This is a genomic window from Shimia sp. R11_0, assembly GCF_017744035.1.
GTDB classification, from domain to species: Bacteria; Pseudomonadota; Alphaproteobacteria; order Rhodobacterales; family Rhodobacteraceae; genus Shimia; species Shimia marina.
In genome coordinates this window covers 62,275-77,853 of record NZ_JAGHQY010000006.1, presented here as the reverse complement: position 1 = coordinate 77,853, position 15,579 = coordinate 62,275, and the positions used below count along the sequence as shown (strand labels likewise).

The 15,579-nt window shown below is 53.9% G+C and carries 18 protein-coding genes; 11 read left to right on the top strand and 7 right to left on the bottom strand.

The genetic code is table 11. The annotated features are described in order from the left end of the window. The first annotated feature begins 39 nt into the window (after positions 1-39). The gene (locus J7382_RS13715) at positions 40-645 is read left to right on the top strand and encodes an outer membrane lipoprotein carrier protein LolA (RefSeq protein WP_209069608.1); all 606 of its coding nucleotides are present in this window, start codon (positions 40-42) and stop codon (positions 643-645) included. 20 nt (positions 646-665) lie between these two features. Here J7382_RS13715 and J7382_RS13710 read toward each other — a convergent pair whose 3' ends face one another. Then, a complete protein-coding gene (locus J7382_RS13710) occupies positions 666-890 on the bottom strand; it encodes a DUF465 domain-containing protein (RefSeq protein WP_209069607.1) in 225 nt (74 codons plus the stop codon). Positions 891-1,096: 206 nt separating this feature from the next. On the opposite strand from J7382_RS13710, the gene J7382_RS13705 reads away from it, so the two are divergent. Beyond that, positions 1,097-1,510 carry an Hsp20 family protein gene (locus J7382_RS13705; protein WP_058238405.1) on the top strand — a complete coding sequence of 138 codons (414 nt, stop codon included), beginning with the start codon at positions 1,097-1,099 and terminating at the stop codon, positions 1,508-1,510. Positions 1,511-1,514: 4 nt separating this feature from the next. Then, on the top strand, positions 1,515-1,739 hold the full coding sequence (locus J7382_RS13700) for a DUF1150 family protein (protein WP_209069606.1): 225 nt from the start codon (positions 1,515-1,517) through the stop codon (positions 1,737-1,739). 41 nt (positions 1,740-1,780) lie between these two features. Here the strand turns inward: J7382_RS13700 and J7382_RS13695 are convergent, their stop codons facing one another. The 3 genes from J7382_RS13695 to J7382_RS13685 form a co-directional block, all read right to left on the bottom strand. Continuing rightward, positions 1,781-2,134 (bottom strand): hypothetical protein, encoded by a 354-nt coding sequence (locus J7382_RS13695; protein WP_209069605.1) that lies wholly within the window; start codon positions 2,132-2,134, stop codon positions 1,781-1,783. A 105-nt stretch (positions 2,135-2,239) separates the two neighbouring features. Further along, positions 2,240-3,574 (bottom strand): ammonium transporter, encoded by a 1,335-nt coding sequence (locus tag J7382_RS13690; protein WP_209069604.1) that lies wholly within the window; start codon positions 3,572-3,574, stop codon positions 2,240-2,242. Between the two features lie 25 nt (positions 3,575-3,599). After that, positions 3,600-3,938 (bottom strand): P-II family nitrogen regulator, encoded by a 339-nt coding sequence (locus J7382_RS13685; protein ID WP_058238401.1) that lies wholly within the window; start codon positions 3,936-3,938, stop codon positions 3,600-3,602. A gap of 256 nt (positions 3,939-4,194) precedes the next feature. On the opposite strand from J7382_RS13685, the gene J7382_RS13680 reads away from it, so the two are divergent. Then, positions 4,195-6,357 (top strand): transglycosylase domain-containing protein, encoded by a 2,163-nt coding sequence (locus tag J7382_RS13680; RefSeq protein ID WP_209069603.1) that lies wholly within the window; start codon positions 4,195-4,197, stop codon positions 6,355-6,357. A gap of 66 nt (positions 6,358-6,423) precedes the next feature. On the opposite strand, the gene J7382_RS13675 is transcribed toward J7382_RS13680, so the two are convergent. Together J7382_RS13675 and J7382_RS13670 are read right to left on the bottom strand one after the other, a co-directional pair. Beyond that, on the bottom strand, positions 6,424-7,032 hold the full coding sequence (locus J7382_RS13675) for an ABC transporter substrate-binding protein (protein ID WP_209069731.1): 609 nt from the start codon (positions 7,030-7,032) through the stop codon (positions 6,424-6,426). Continuing rightward, positions 7,019-7,861 carry a VacJ family lipoprotein gene (locus J7382_RS13670; protein WP_247745012.1) on the bottom strand — a complete coding sequence of 281 codons (843 nt, stop codon included), beginning with the start codon at positions 7,859-7,861 and terminating at the stop codon, positions 7,019-7,021. The genes J7382_RS13675 and J7382_RS13670 overlap by 14 nt, the downstream gene beginning before the upstream one ends. Before the next feature lie 116 nt (positions 7,862-7,977). On the opposite strand from J7382_RS13670, the gene J7382_RS13665 reads away from it, so the two are divergent. From J7382_RS13665 to J7382_RS13645, 5 genes are all read left to right on the top strand, one after another. Further along, positions 7,978-9,711, top strand: coding sequence for a type I secretion system permease/ATPase (locus J7382_RS13665; protein ID WP_209069602.1), 1,734 nt, complete (start codon positions 7,978-7,980; stop codon positions 9,709-9,711). Next, a complete protein-coding gene (locus tag J7382_RS13660) occupies positions 9,708-11,012 on the top strand; it encodes an HlyD family type I secretion periplasmic adaptor subunit (protein WP_209069600.1) in 1,305 nt (434 codons plus the stop codon). Before J7382_RS13665 ends, J7382_RS13660 begins: the two co-directional genes overlap by 4 nt. An 82-nt stretch (positions 11,013-11,094) precedes the next feature. After that, on the top strand, positions 11,095-11,556 hold the full coding sequence (locus J7382_RS13655) for a RidA family protein (protein WP_209069598.1): 462 nt from the start codon (positions 11,095-11,097) through the stop codon (positions 11,554-11,556). A gap of 145 nt (positions 11,557-11,701) precedes the next feature. Then, on the top strand, positions 11,702-12,883 hold the full coding sequence (locus J7382_RS13650) for a GNAT family N-acetyltransferase (RefSeq protein ID WP_209069597.1): 1,182 nt from the start codon (positions 11,702-11,704) through the stop codon (positions 12,881-12,883). Beyond that, positions 12,880-13,170 (top strand): 4a-hydroxytetrahydrobiopterin dehydratase, encoded by a 291-nt coding sequence (locus J7382_RS13645; protein ID WP_209069596.1) that lies wholly within the window; start codon positions 12,880-12,882, stop codon positions 13,168-13,170. Before J7382_RS13650 ends, J7382_RS13645 begins: the two co-directional genes overlap by 4 nt. A gap of 60 nt (positions 13,171-13,230) precedes the next feature. Here J7382_RS13645 and J7382_RS13640 read toward each other — a convergent pair whose 3' ends face one another. Beyond that, entirely contained in the window at positions 13,231-13,719 is a 489-nt protein-coding gene (locus J7382_RS13640; protein WP_209069595.1) for a peroxiredoxin, read from the bottom strand. Positions 13,720-13,803: 84 nt separating this feature from the next. On the opposite strand from J7382_RS13640, the gene J7382_RS13635 reads away from it, so the two are divergent. Both J7382_RS13635 and rsmD read left to right on the top strand, forming a co-directional pair. Further along, positions 13,804-15,012 (top strand): FAD/NAD(P)-binding oxidoreductase, encoded by a 1,209-nt coding sequence (locus J7382_RS13635; protein WP_209069593.1) that lies wholly within the window; start codon positions 13,804-13,806, stop codon positions 15,010-15,012. After that, the gene (gene rsmD, locus J7382_RS13630; RefSeq protein ID WP_209069591.1) at positions 15,009-15,578 is read left to right on the top strand and encodes a 16S rRNA (guanine(966)-N(2))-methyltransferase RsmD; all 570 of its coding nucleotides are present in this window, start codon (positions 15,009-15,011) and stop codon (positions 15,576-15,578) included. Before J7382_RS13635 ends, rsmD begins: the two co-directional genes overlap by 4 nt. The last annotated feature ends 1 nt before the right edge of the window (position 15,579 follow it).

The window sequence follows — 15,579 nt, the reverse complement described above, 5'->3', positions numbered from 1 at the left end:
CGCTGCCGCAATTTAACCATTCACACCTATATCAAGTGCATGACCAGTTTTAGATCTATCTTCCTCGCTACCGTAGCCGCCCTTGTGGTCGCTTTTCCCGCTTCCGCGCAGAAATCCTCCCTTGAGGCTTTGAGCGACTATTTAAACAGTCTCAAAACAGTGGAGGCTGAGTTTGTTCAGGTGTCTGATGATGGCTCGGTGCAAACCGGTACGCTTTTCATTCAGCGCCCGGGCAAGATGCGATTTGAATATGACCCACCGCAAAAAGCGCTAGTTCTGGCAAGCAATAATGCCGTGGCCATTTTTGATGGGCGTACCATTGGGCGACCTGAAACATATCCCCTGCGCCGCACGCCTCTGTCTTTGATCTTGGCTAGGAAGGTTAACTTGGGCGCTGCCAATATGGTTGTGAGGCACAGCTTTGATGGTAAGCATACAATCGTCACGGCTCAGGACCCGAAAGAGCCGGATACTGGCCAGTTGCAAATGAAGTTCTCGGCAAACCCCGTTATGCTCAAAGAGTGGGTGATTCAGGACGCAACAGGTGCGCAAACGACTATCCGCTTGAAGGATGTGGAAACGGGTATGAGTTTTCCACGTACACTCTTTGATATCGACACCGAAGTCGGTAAGCGATCGCGCTGAAGGTTTTCAGAGGCGTAGATCTAAGCGATGATGTCGGGGGTGAGACGATCTTCGATGCGTGCAATTGTGTCTTTGAGGCGCAGCTTTTGCTTTTTCAAACGCTGAATGGTCAACTGATCTCCGGTGCCGCTCTGTACAAGCGCAGTGATTGCCTGATCTAGGTCCCTGTGCTCTTGTTTGAAAACGGCTAGCTCAACCCGCAAAACGTCGTCAGTTTTCATTGACAGGTCGGTGGTGGCATTCATCGCTGCATCCTCGGTTAGCTGCGAGAACTTACAATACAGTCATTGTTGCGTAGTGGAAAGCGTCTGCGTCGATACAAGGTGAATTCCACGTATATGAGAGCGGTCAGAACCCTTGCGCAGGGTCAATACCTTCACCATATTGAAATCAGAGCTGGTCGCCAGAAAGGGGCCAGCCGCTGGACTGTCGCTTACTGAAGGACGTGTCGATGACCAAACTTACCTTGGGGTCATATCCCCATCTTCTCGGCTTTGAGCAGCTGGAGCGTCTGCTGGAACGCACTGCCAAAACTGGTGCTGAAGGCTACCCTCCATTTAATATCGAGCAGACTTCGGATTATTCATATCGGATAACACTGGCAGTTGCAGGCTTCCGTGACGGTGATCTGAGTATCACGGTTGAGGATAGACAGCTTGTGATCCGTGGGCGTCAAGCCGATGACTTGGGGGAGCGCGTCTTTTTGCATCGCGGTATCGCCGCTCGCCAATTCCAGAGAAGCTTTGTTCTGGCTGACGGCGTCGAAGTGGGTGAAGCGATAATGGAGAATGGCCTTCTTCATGTGGATCTGACGCAAGCCAAGCCAGAAGCCATTGTTCAGACCATTCAGATCAAGAAAGGATAACGTCATGCAGACCGACTTTGATGCACATCCAATTGATGAGCGCACCGTATACGTGCGCGAGGTCGCTGTTTCGGATTTGCCAGAAGAAGTTCAAGATCAAGCGGAAGGTGCAGAAACACTCTTTGCTGTGCACGCGGTAGATGGCGAGCGTTTGGCTTTGGTGAAAGAGCGCAAGCTGGCGTTTGTCTTGGCAAGACAGAACAATTATGCGCCCGTCACTGTGCATTGAATTTTGAGGCATTGACCTCGCAGAAGGCGCCAGTGGCGCCTTTATTGTTTCAAATCGACTTTGATTGTGTCTTCTGACCAGCTGTCGACACTGCATTTGCTTCTAACAAACACACGGGTGATTTCAGGCGGGATCCAGATGCGTGATAGGCTTCTGGTGAAGGGCTGTTCATGGACATGTGGGTGTGCCAGTACGCGTGTGGCGAGCACTTGCCCATCCTCAGTTTCAACGCGCCATCCATCAGCATAGTGGTCCCAGCCGGTGTCAGGATGAGACAAGGTGACATCAAAGCGCCATCCGTCTGCGCTTTGGGTTGTTGAGACACGCAGGATGTCTGCCGGGTCTGCGTTGGCTGCAGAACAGATCAGGGCGAGTGCGAAGACATAGTTTTTCATGACGCGAGACTAGCAACATGTCAGGCATTTGTCGCGAGAATATCGAATGCAAAAAAGCCCGGACCAATAGGTCCGGGCTTAACTTTTGTTTGATGCGTATTCCGATTAGCCCTTGGAGAACTCTGGATAGGCTTCCATGCCCAATTCGGACATGTCCAGACCGTTGATCTCAGTTTCTTCGTCGACACGCAGGCCCATTGTAACTTTCAGAACAAACCACACGACTGCCGACACAACCACTGTGAAGATGCCCACCACTGCGATTGCATAAAGCTGTGTACCAAAGCTTGCATCGCTGTTGGTGAAGACCACTGCGATTGTGCCCCAGATGCCTGCGATCAGGTGAACAGGGATGGCACCAACCACGTCGTCGATTTTCAGCTTGTCCAGGAATGGAACCGCGAAGACGACAATCACACCGCCCACGGCGCCAATGAGAGTTGCTGCGCCCAGTGTTGGGGTCAGTGGCTCCGCAGTGATCGAAACGAGGCCAGCAAGCGCACCATTCAGAACCATTGTCAGGTCTGGCTTTTTATACATGATCTGGGTCAGGATCAGTGCTGCAATGGCGCCACCAGCGGCTGCGGTGTTGGTGTTGGCAAAGATGCGGGACACATCGGCCACGTCACCCACGGTGCCCATCGCCAGCTGAGAGCCGCCGTTGAAGCCGAACCAGCCGAGCCACAGGATGAATGTCCCCAAAGTGGCGAGGGTCAGGTTGGAGCCCGGGATTGGAACGGTTTTTCCGTCTTTGTTGTATTTGCCGATACGTGGGCCAAGGATGATAGCGCCCGTCAGAGCGGCCCAGCCACCTACGGAGTGCACAACTGTCGAACCGGCGAAGTCTAGGAAGCCAGCTGCATCCAAGAAACCACCACCCCATTTCCAGGAGGCTTGCAGCGGATAAATCACTGCGGTCAGAACGATCGTGAAGATCAGGAAGGGCCACAGTTTGATGCGCTCAGCCAGTGTGCCGGAGACAATAGACGCGGTGGTCGCACAGAACATCAGCTGGAAGAAGAAATCGGAACCAGTAGAAGCATAACCGTAGTCATCTGCACCATCACGGCCAACGCCCACAGCTTCCAGAACACCTGGGCCCCAAACGCCTGACAGGATGCCGTCAACGGACCATGTGCCCAGCGGGTACATCAAGTTGTAGCCGATCAGATAGTAGAAGATCGCCGCGAGTGAGAACAAAGAGATGTTCTTGATGAGCTGCATGGTCACGTTCTTGGAACGCACCAAGCCGGCTTCCAGCATGGCAAAACCAGCTGCCATCCAGAAGACAAGGAAGCCGCCAATCAGGAAAAGCAGCGAGTTAAAGATGAAGATCGCGTCGGAAGACGCATCGACACCGGGAACAGCATCCTCGGCAAAGCCCAGTGTTGGCAACGCAGTCAGCGCACCAGCTAGGGCAATTTTCGTCATGGTTTTCATAAGTGTATTCCTTCCCTTGTGCGCCTTAGATGGCGTCTGCGTCTGTTTCGCCAGTGCGCACGCGAATGGCTTGCTGCACGTCCAGCACAAAGATTTTGCCGTCGCCGATTTTTCCGGTCTGGGCTGTCTTGGTGATGGTCTCCACAACCTGATCTGCCATATTGGCAGCAACCACGAGTTCCAGCTTAACTTTGGGTACGAAGTTCACGGCGTACTCTGCGCCGCGATAGATTTCTGTGTGCCCAGACTGAGAACCGAAGCCTTTGATTTCTGTGACCATCATGCCGCGCACGCCAATATCGGTCAGCGCCTCGCGGACCTCCTCCAGCTTGAACGGTTTGATCGTTGCAATAATGAGTTTCACCTTGTTCCCCTTTTGGCGGTGCGGGGTCTGCCCGCTAATTTGCGTCTGCAGAAAAACGCAGCAGAGCGCCGAAAACGAAGGCTGGAGCCTGTGAAAGCGGCATCTTTCAAGGTGGCGCGTCTAAAATATGTGCAAAAAATCGCGTATGCGTATTATTTCAGCTTAATAAGAACTAAATCTGAGGGGGCGATGGCTCAACAAGCGCGCTGAGGCGCGCTAAAATGGCCGAAAAGAAATCCAAGGCAGTTGAGCAGAGATGAGTGATTCAGGTCGGAGAAAGCCGCCGCTTGTGGCAGACAAGCGCTATGGGCGGGCGACGTCCAAGCCAACGCGAAAGCCCGTTTCCAAAAAGCCAAAGCCTCGCAAGGCCTCTGCACAGCGGCCAAGAAAAAAGGCTGCAGCCAAGCGTAATCCTATTTCTGCTTTCTTCCTATCGATACTCAGTTGGGTGTTGCGCCTCATCTGGTCGATTGTTTGGCGCACATCTGTCGTTGTGGGGTTGCTGGTCGGGCTCGCCGTTGGCTATGTGTATCTAACACTGCCAGACGTGGATGAGTTGCTGGACGGTCGGGCGCGTGGCTCTGTCACGCTTTTGGATCGTGGTGATCAGGTATTTGCCTGGCGTGGAGATCAGTTCGGTGGCGTGGTCACAGCTGAAACGGTCTCCAAACATCTCAAAAATGCAGTGATCGCCACGGAAGACAAAAGGTTTTACCGGCACTTTGGGGTGAGCCCGCGTGGTGTCGCCAGTGCCATACGCATCAATTTGAGCGAAGGGCGCGGTCCGCTGTCCGGGCACGGCGGCTCCACGCTGACCCAGCAGACGGCAAAACTGCTTTGCCTCGGCGTTGAATATGTGCCGGAGGATTGGGAAAGTGAAAGCGCTTATGTGCAAGATTGTAGGCGTGGGTCGCTGGGCCGGAAGGTTAAAGAAGCCGTCTATGCCATGGCGATGGAGGTCAAATACAGCAAGGATGAGATCCTATCCGTCTATTTGAATCGAGCCTACATGGGAGGCGGTGCGTATGGCGCAGAAGCTGCCGCGCAAAGATATTTTTCCAAGCCCTCCGCCAATTTGTCGCCTGCCGAAGGTGCAATGATTGCGGGGCTGCTCACAGCGCCTTCCTCAATGGCCCCAACAGCCAATTTGCAACGGTCTCAGGACCGAGCGGCAACGGTTCTGCGGTTGATGAATGAGCAGGGGTATTTGTCAGATGAAGATACGCGCTTTTATCAGAATAACCCGGCCACGTTGTCTGAGGCGGCAGAAGCTAAGTCCGGCGGGTATTTTGCCGATTGGGTTATGTCGTCAGGTCCAGAGTTTTTTACGCGCAACACCACAGAAGATGTGATCCTCAAAACAACCCTCGACCCTCGCATCCAAAGTGCAGCTGAGGAGGGGCTTCGGTGGGTGTTCGAAAACAAGGTGCGTGAAGGTTCAAAAGCGCAGGCGGCTATCGTTGTCATGTCAGCTGATGGTGCTGTGCGGGCCATGGTTGGGGGGCGTCAAACCAAAGTGTCGGGCGCATTTAACCGAGCAACCCAAGCAAAGCGGCAAACAGGCAGTGCGTTCAAACCTTTTGTTTATGCAACGGCGTTGGAGCGTGGCGGGCACTATGACGATATGGTTTTGGATGAGCCCTACTGTTTGAATGTGCCGGGGTCCGGAAACTGGTGCCCTAAGAATTACACTGGCAAACACTACGGCAATGTGTCTCTCACCTTTGCCTTACAGAATTCGCTGAATGTGCCCGCCGTTAAAGTTTCTGAGAAGGCAGGGCGTGAAAATGTGCGCACGGTTGCCGGTATGTTTGGAATTGAAAGTGATTTGGCGGCAGGGCCTGCCCTGGCGCTTGGAGCCTCAGAGAGCAGCCTTTTGGAAATGACCGGCGCCTATGCGGGTATTCTGAATGGCGGCTCGTCCGTAACGCCTTATGGGCTGATCGAGTTGCGTTTGCTTGGGGATGATGCCCCTCTTATGGGCACTGGCGGTGGTATTGGTGAACGTGTCATTTCTGATGCCGCTGCCCGGGAGCTCATCTGGATGATGGAGAAAGTGGTCAGTGAAGGGACTGGTGCGCGGGCGCAGTTGCCCGGATGGCAGGTGGCGGGAAAGACAGGCACGACACAGGCGGCACGCGACGCTTGGTTCATCGGTTTCACAAGTGACTATGTGGCCGGTGTCTGGATGGGATATGATGATAACACGCCTTTGACAGGTGTCACCGGCGGCGGGCTGCCCGCGGAGATCTGGCGCGAAACCATGGTGCGTGTGCATGAAGGGCTAAATCCCAAGCCATTGCCAGCCTTTGTTCCCCCACCAAAAAGCAAACCAGCCCCAAGACCACAGCGGCAGAGAGGTAAGGGGATTGATGACGTTGTGAATGGTATTCTGAATGATATCTTTGGTCGAAATTAGAGCGATGACATCTAAAAATGGCGGCGCGATATGCGCCGCCCCCCAAGGACTTTGAGATCTCTTGGCTTAGCCTGCTGATTTTAGATCTTGGATGAGCAAGTTGATGTCGCCTTTGCGCCGATCAAGCATGGCACCGATTTCTGCCTTTTCAGACAGGCGCAGGCTGATGCCTTCGATGATCATGTCGAAAAATTTGTCCCTTCCTGATTTATCGGACACCAAGAAGTTTACTTGAAATGGCGCTTGGCCGCGCAAGGTCACTGTCGAGTTCACTTCATAGAAGCTTTTGACTGGACGTGCGCCAACCACTTCAACTTTACCTCCCTCAAACTCGTTGAACCTCTTGCCGTATTTGCGAGAAATATACCCTTGGAAAGCCTTGGTGTAGGCTTTCAGCTGGCTTTTGGACAAGGCGCGCGCGTCAGGGCCAAGGGCAGAGCGTGCGATGATTTCGACGTCGCCATACTTGACGAAGATGCGCTCAAAATCTTTGATCATCGCATCTAGAGATTTGCCCGATGAGATCACCTTGTTGATGTCCGCAACGGCTTTGTCGATGAGGCTTTTTGCTTGTGCATCATTGAGCGCGAGTCCAGGAGCCGCCAGGATCGCGGCCAGCGAGGTCGCAGCAGTCAGAGAGATAAATTTCCGTCTGTTCACATTAGAAATCGGCATAAGGATCCTCATAGGGGTCAAATTCTGGATCGACATAGGCGTTGCCGTCGGTCATTCCAAGGTCGAACCGGCGGTTCTGTAGGTAAATAAGTCGCGCTTGAGCGTAGCTGTCGGCGCTGTCGTACAAAATGGAATCGATGGTTTCATCAAAGTCGTAGCGATTCCCCATGGCGTTGATCACATAGGCCACACCGCCGATGTATTTTGTGGGTTCGCGTGTCACGACGAAAAACGGGTCTAGGACAATGTCGACGGCCAGCCCATAGGCATCTCGGGTGGTGGATGGGCCAAAGAAGGGAATTTCAGTATACGCCCCTTCGCCTGCCCCCCAAACATGGAGTGTCTCTCCAAAATCAGTATCAAAACGTTCCATGCCGGTATTGCCTGCAACATCAAAGATACCGGCGACACCAAAGAAGGTGTTGATCATGAAGCGGGCGATAGTTGAGGATGCTTCATGGAAGTTCCCCTGAAGTGTGTTGTTAATGATGTCGTTTGGCAGAGACAGATGATCTGCAAAGTTTGAGACACCTCCCCGTACGCTCTTTGGGATAACGGTGCCGTAACCGGTCGATGCAGGTGACAAAAGTGCTTTATCAACAGATTTGTTGAAGGCATGAATTCGGCGGTTTGCTGCCTCGTTGGGGTCATTGATGCCTGAGGCAGGGTTTGGAGCTTTGCCTGTGCATGCCGCCAATGCAGCTACAGCCAAGCTCAACAGGAGTACGGCTTTTAGACGGTGGAAAAGGTTAAGCGGTGGGGGCACGTGGTGTTTCTCTTTATACTCAGCAACTTTGGCGCATTTGGATTGATAGATAAGCTGGCCCAATGCCAGCCATAGATACTATAAGACCTTGAAGTGCGCGATTAAGGCATTTTCGATACTTAAGTGTATACCGGTAAATGATCCAGTGGGATCACAATAGTAACAGAAGAGATGGTTCCATGCCGCAAACTGCGACAGACAAGGGTTACGAAGAACTGAGACGCGCGCGACGCGCGAGCAGAGGTCTTTATTGGGCGGTCGGTCTGTTCAGTGTGTTTGTGAACCTCCTGATGCTCACAGGCCCTCTTTATATGCTTCAAGTCTATGATCGTGTGTTGGGGAGCGGGTCCGAAGAAACTCTTGTCGCTCTGTCTTTGTTGGTTGTTTTTCTGTTTACCTTGATGGGCATTCTCGATTTTACCCGCGGTCGCGTGATGGCGCGGGTAGGGGCTCGGTTTCAGGACGGTCTCGACTATCGCGTCTTTGAAGCGGCTTTGAGACGTGCAACGGTTGGGCGCACGTCCACGACACAGACGGCTTTGTCTGATTTGGAGTCTGTTCAGAGATTTATGACGTCACCTGTGTTGACCGCTTTTTTTGACGCTCCTTGGACACCGCTTTTTCTGATGGGCATTGCGTTGTTTCACCCATGGTTGGGGCTTCTGGCGATTGTCGGTGGCGGTATTCTGATCATCGCGGCTGTACTCAACCAAGTTGTTTCCAAGAAACCTTTGGAGCAAATGACTCTGGCGTCGTACTCGGCCAATCAGTTGTCATCACAGCTGCAGGCGGAGGCCGAAATGGTAAGTGCGCTTGGTATGCGTGAAGCGGCCTTTTTGCGTTGGCGGCAGGCGCGCGGGAAATCGCTAGAGGCAACCGTGACGGCTTCCGATGTCGGGGGGATATTCACGACGGGTACAAAGACGTTCCGCTTGTTCTTGCAATCGGCCATGCTGGGTTTAGGGGCCTATCTTGCTCTCAAAGGAGAGATTACGCCCGGTGCCATGATCGCAGGGTCCATTTTGCTCGGACGTGCGCTGGCCCCGGTGGAAATGGCAGTGAACCAATGGGCGGTTGTGCAGCGCGCGCGGCGCGGTTGGCACAGTTTGGCGGAACTTCTCGGTGAGGTGCCGCCCGAGGGACGCCGGACAAAGTTGCCAGAGCCTGCCGCGCGTTTGCAGGTTCAGCAGGCCACGATTGTTCCTCCGGGCGAATCTCAAGCCTCTTTGCGTATGATTTCATTTGAAGTCGAACCGGGAGAGGCTGTGGGTGTCATCGGGTCTTCCGGGGCCGGAAAGTCGACGCTGGCGAAGGCGATCACAGGGGTGTGGCGCACGGCTGGTGGCAAGGTCCGTTTGGATGGCGCCGCATTGGAGCAATATGATCCGACAGATCTGGGAAATTATATCGGGTATCTACCACAGCGCGTGGAGCTCTTCGACGGGACCATTGCGGAGAATATCTCGCGATTGGCGGCGACGCCGGATGCGGAAAAAGTCGTCGCAGCTGCTCAGGCCGCAGATGCTCATGATATGATCCTGAAGCTGCCGGAAGGCTATGACACACGGGTTACATCGCAAGGCGGGCGTTTGTCCGGTGGCCAAATTCAAAGGATTGGTTTGGCACGGGCCATGTATGGTGATCCTGTAATTCTGGTGTTGGATGAACCGAATTCTAACCTCGACAATGAAGGGTCAATGGCTCTCAATTCTGCGATCCGTGTTATGAAGTCCAAAGGGCGCAGTGTGTTGATCATGGCCCATCGGCCAGCAGCTATTCAAGAATGCGATAAACTCTTGGTGCTGGACCAAGGGGCTCGTCGCGCCTTTGGCCCGCGTGACGCGGTTTTGAAAGAAGTGTTGCAGAACTATTCCGAAGTGAAAGGCTCCAATGCTCCGGGAGGTGTGCAATGAGTGAGAAACAACGTTGGGGCGCAGGTACCGCGCTGGGTGTCGGACTTGGGGCGCTATTGATTTTGGTGCTTGGCTTTGGAATTTGGGCCGTTGGTACACAAATTGCTGGTGCGATTGTGGCGAGTGGTCGGGTCGAAGTGGATCGCAATCGTCAAGTTGTGCAGCACATTGATGGCGGTGTTGTTACCGAAATTTCTGTGGATGAAGGAGATAGCGTTTCTCAGGGGCAGTTGCTTTTGCGGCTGGACGACTCTGATCTCCTATCTGAGCTGATTGTCACTGAAGGGCAACTCTGGGAGCTGATGGCGCGTAGGGGTCGCTTGGAGGCTGAGCGTGACGGTGCGAATGGCGTTGTATTTGATCCTGAACTGGTCGCCATCTCCGAAGAAAACGAAAGTGTTGTGGGGTTCATGGATGGGCAGGTGCGCTTGTTCCATGCTCGCAATGACAGTCTCGAAAAGAATGTCGATCAGCTGCGCAAGCGCATTGCTCAGATCGAGAGCCAGGTGGAAGGGGTCGACGCACAGAGCGCGGCGTTGCAGCGTCAGCTTGAACTCATCCAAGATGAACTGGCCGATCAACAACAGCTTCTGGAGAAAGGGCTTGCGCAAGCGGCGCGCGTGCTTGGTTTGCAGCGCGAAGAAGCCTCGTTGTCGGGGCAGGTCGGCGAACTTTTGGCCAGTCGCGCGCAGGCTGAGGGCCGTATTACCGAAATAGAAATTGAGCTTCTGAAACTGGAAACAACGCGCCGCGAAGAAGCGATCACCACCCTGCGCGATCTACGTTATCGAGAGTTGGAGCTTGCCGAGCGGCGCAGACAACTGCTTCAGAAACTGGATCGGCTCACGATCCGTGCTCCGGTTTCTGGCGTTGTTTATGGGCTGAGTGTTTATACGTTGCAGTCCGTTATTCGCCCTGCTGAGCCGCTCTTGTTTATTGTGCCTCAGGATCGGCCTTTGGTGGCTGCGGTTCAGGTGCCGACAATTCACGTTGATCAGGTTTTCCCGGGGCAGGATGTTTCGCTACGGTTCTCCGCTTTTGACCAACGCGTGACGCCAGAATTACGGGGGCATGTGGTGCATCTGTCGGCGGATGCGTTCCAGAACGACCAGACCGGTGAGACGTTTTATAAAGCAGAGATCGAGCTGGCAGAGGGGGAGGTTGAAAAGCTGCCTTCCAACGTATCGTTGCTACCCGGGATGCCAGTTGATGCGTATCTGCGCACGCAGGATCAAAGCCCTCTTGCTTACTTGACGCGTCCTTTGACCGATTATTTTGTCAAAGCCTTCCGCGAAAGCTGACATCAAAGCGGCCTTGGGGGACTTTTCAAATGTTTCGTGCGGGGCTAGCGTCGCGCGACACATCTCTCATGGGAGCAAAAGAATGAGTGCAATTGAAACCCGTTTGAAAGAGCTTGGCGTCACCCTGCCAGACGTTGCCACGCCAGCGGCAAACTATGTCCCCTATGTTGTGGTTGGGGACATGGTTTATGTGTCTGGGCAGATATCCATGAACGAGGATGGCCTCATTCTGGGTAAAGTTGGCCAAGACCTGTCCACCGAAGAGGGAGCTGCCGCGGCCAAGACCTGCGCGATCAGCCTGTTGGCGGCCTTGAAATCCGCCTGCGGAGGGGACATTGATCGCCTTGTCCGTGTGGTCAAACTGGTGGGCTTTGTGAATTCTACACCGGAGTACACAGAGCAGCCGAAGGTGATTAATGGGGCCTCTGATTTCTTCGTTGAGGCCTTGGGAGACAAAGGGCGTCATGCGCGCTCGGCGGTCTCTGCCGGTGCGCTGCCGCTGGGTGTAGCGGTTGAGATCGAGGCGATTTTCCAGATCGCTTAAGCACCGCAGAATAAGCAGATTGCCAAGCTGTTGATCGTATTGGCAATCTGCACAGAAAGGTGATGGCGCCGGTGATGAATTGCGCTTTTGATCCTCGATTATCTTTTTAACGTACCATACATGAACCCCTTCAGGAGGGATGTGAATGGACGGAAGTCAGCTGACAGTCGAAGTGCACAGCACGTTGGATGTGCTGTCAGAAAAAGAATGGGATGCCTGCGCGGGGGGCACTGTATCAGGTAGAAGCGTCAATCCATTTGTCACTCACCGCTTTTTGTCGGCGCTTGAAAAAAGTGGTTCTGTTGGATATGGGACAGGGTGGCACCCTCGCTATCTCGCCGTCTATTCAGAAGGGGAGCTGGTGGCTGTCGCGCCGACCTATGTCAAAGAGCACAGTCAGGGAGAATACGTCTTTGATCACAACTGGGCGCATGCCTATGAGCGCGCCGGTGGTGAGTATTATCCCAAGCTTCAGGTGGCGGTTCCTTTTACACCAGTCACAGGTCCGCGGTTTTTGGCAAAGCCGGGGTGGCAACAGACCGGGGTTCAGGCGTTGACGCAGGCTATGGTGCAAATCGCTTCTGACAATGAACTGAGCAGTCTCCACATTACATTTTGTACGCCGGAGGAGGCCGAGGCTGGTGCCCAAATGGGCTTACTTCAGCGCACCGGACAACAGTTTCATTGGACCAACGAAGCCTATCAGGATTTTGAGGGGTTCCTGTCACGTCTGTCTTCCCGAAAGCGAAAAAACATCAAGAAGGAGCGCGCGAAAGCGCAGTCCTTTGGCGGCGATATTGTGCTGTTGACTGGACGAGAAATAGAGCCCTCTCACTGGGACGCCATGTGGCGCTTTTATCAGGACACGGGCGCGCGCAAATGGGGGACACCTTACCTGACACGCCGCTTCTTTGATCTCATGCATGAGACGATGCGGGAGGATGTTCTGCTGGCGTTCGCATTGCGCAACGGGGAGCCGATTGCTGGCGCGATGAATTTCATCGGTCAAGATGTTTTGTTTGGCCGCTATTGGGGATGTGTAGAGGATCACCCGTGTTTGCATTTCGAGTTGTGCTATTATCAGGCTATGGACTGGGCCATTGCACATGGTTTGCTGGCGGTCGAAGCGGGGGCACAAGGGGAGCATAAGCTCGCGCGCGGCTATCTACCTGTCACAACTTATTCGCTGCATTGGATCCGGGATGCGGGTTTTAGAGAGGCTGTGGGAACCTATTTGCAGTCAGAGCGTGAGGCGGTGTCGCAAGACATCGAAGTTCTGACATCCTGGGGCCCGTTCAAACAGTCACAGGGGGAGGATCATGAATGACCGAAAAACTTAGCGCTGCTGCGCGGGATGCTGTGCTTACGCCTTTGTTGGAAAGCGATTGGCACTTGGATGCTAGTCGAGATGCCTTGGTGAAGACATTTCACTTTGAAAGCTTCGTGGAGGCTTTTGGCTGGATGACCCGCGCTGCAATCTGGGCAGAAAAGTGGAACCATCACCCTGAATGGTTCAATATCTACAACCGCGTAGATGTGGTCTTAACCACGCATGACGTCGGAGGGCTTTCAGCGCTTGATGCGAAACTGGCCCGCAAATTGGACACGCTTTAAAGCGCGAAACTTGAAAGACAGGCCGCACATCGGCGAAAACCCAGTGTGCGACCCGAGGTGTTACATGGCGTTGAGAAGTGTCTCGCCCGCGCTGATTTCGCAGGCGCCAGGAGACTCTTCCAGGTTCAGCACTTTGACGACACCATCTTCGATCAGCGCCGAGTACCGTTGAGAGCGATTGTTGAAGCCGATTTCTGGCACATTGAACGCCAACCCCATTGCAACAGTCACGTCGCCATTTGGATCCGCCAGCAGAGATACACCGGCCTCAGAGGCTTTGGTGTCTTTATCCCAAGCATCCATCACAAATGGGTCATTGACGGACAGGCAGATAATTTCTTCCACACCTTTTTCTTTGAAGGCTGCGGCCGTGCGCATAAAACTTGGTAAATGGGCGCTCGAACATGTGGACGTAAACGCGCCCGGCAAGCCGAACAGCACGATTTTTTTCCCTTTTGACAGGCTCTCGAGGCTAACCGGTTCGGGGCCGTTTGCGCCGACCTTCATCAAAGTGCCAGCGGGCAGTGTATCTCCAACAGAAATTGTCATTGTTCTATTCTCTTCATTGCGTTTCCCTGAATTGACGATATAGGCTCCGCGGCGATTGAGGCAATGGCAGTTGGGGGAATGAAGATGACACATGTCGTCGTGGTTGGTGCAGGTCAGGCCGGAGCCGCCTGTGTGGCGAAACTTCGGGCCCTTGGTTTTGAAGGCCAGATCACTTTGGTTGGTGCCGAGGCTGTGCCGCCATATCAGCGCCCACCGTTGTCCAAGAAATATCTTCTTGGTGAGATGGATGTGGAGCGCTTGTTCCTGCGTCCGGAGAGTTTCTACGCAGAACAGAACATTGATCTGAGACTGAATTCTGAAGTCACCTCAATTGATCCCGCGGCAAAGTCCCTGTCGATTGGCGAGGATGTGTTGGCGTATGACGAACTGGTGCTTGCAACTGGTGCTTCTCCCAACCGCTTGCCTGACAGCATCGGCGGCAATCTAGCGGGCGTCTATGTGGTGCGGGACCTAGACGATGTAGATGCGATGGCCCCGGAATTTTCTGAAGGCAAGCGTGTGCTGATTGTCGGAGGTGGTTACATCGGGCTCGAAGCCGCAGCGGTGGCTGCTTCGAAAGGTCTGGAGGTGACACTTGTGGAAATGTCCGATCGCATTTTGCAGAGGGTTGCAGCGCCTGAGACCAGTGATTTTTTCCGGGATTTGCATCGCAAGCACGGAGTGAGGATTGTTGAGAGCGTTGGCTTGCAACAGCTTGACGGAACTGGCCGCGTGGAAGCCGCCAGACTGACCAACGGCGAAACACTGGCAGTGGACTTTGTAATTGTTGGCGTAGGGGTGCAGCCGAACGTGGGGCTGGCGAGTGCGATTGGTGCTGAATTGGAAAATGGCATTCAAACTGACGCCTTCGGTCGAACCTCCGTTGCACATGTTTGGTCTGCTGGCGACTGCGCCTCCTTTCCTTACAAAGGCATGCAAATCCGCTTGGAAAGCGTGCCAAATGCGATTGAACAATCGGAAGTGGTTGCCGAAAATATTCTTGGGGCTGAAATATCCTATATCGCCAAGCCGTGGTTTTGGTCGGATCAATACGATGTGAAATTGCAGATTGCGGGCTGGAACGCGGGTTATGATCGCGTTGTAACGCGGAGCACGTCAGATAACGTAAAGTCTTTTTGGTACTATCAGGGAGAAACCCTAGTGGCGGTGGATGCGGCCAATGCTCCACGCGATTACATGGTGGGTAAGCGCTTGATTGAAAGCGGCAAATCCCCAAGTTCTGATTTGGTTCAGGATCTGACTGTAGACATCAAAGATCTGTTGCGCGCGTGAGGATTATTGCAGGCAAATGGCGTGGTACGGCGCTCACCGCCGTGGGCAATGGGGACGCTGGTATGCACCTGCGGCCCACCACGGATCGTGTACGTGAAAGCCTTTTTAATGTTTTGGTTGGGGGCAAATTTGGCAATCCAATCACAGGCGCGCATGTGCTTGACCTGTTTGCTGGTACCGGCGCACTCGGGTTGGAGGCTCTCTCTCGGGGGGCTCAATCCGTCACATTTGTCGATGAGGGGCGCGTTGCTGGCCGATTGATTGGCGACAACATCAAGCGCTTGGGTGCAAAATCTGACGCCAGCTTGGTAAAGTGCGATGCCACCCGTTTGCGGGATAATCCGGGCGTGGCATGTGATCTGGTGTTTCTGGATCCGCCCTATGGCAAGACTCTAGGTGCGCGCGCATTGCAAAGTGCGCAGGCCAAAGGATGGTTGGCTCCAGATGCACTCATCATATGGGAAGAAGCAGCGCCCCAATTGGCGCCGCCAGGGTTTCAGCAGCTGGATGCGCGCAGATATGGTGACACGCATGTCACTTTCCTGCGCCTTGTGTCTTTACCCTAAG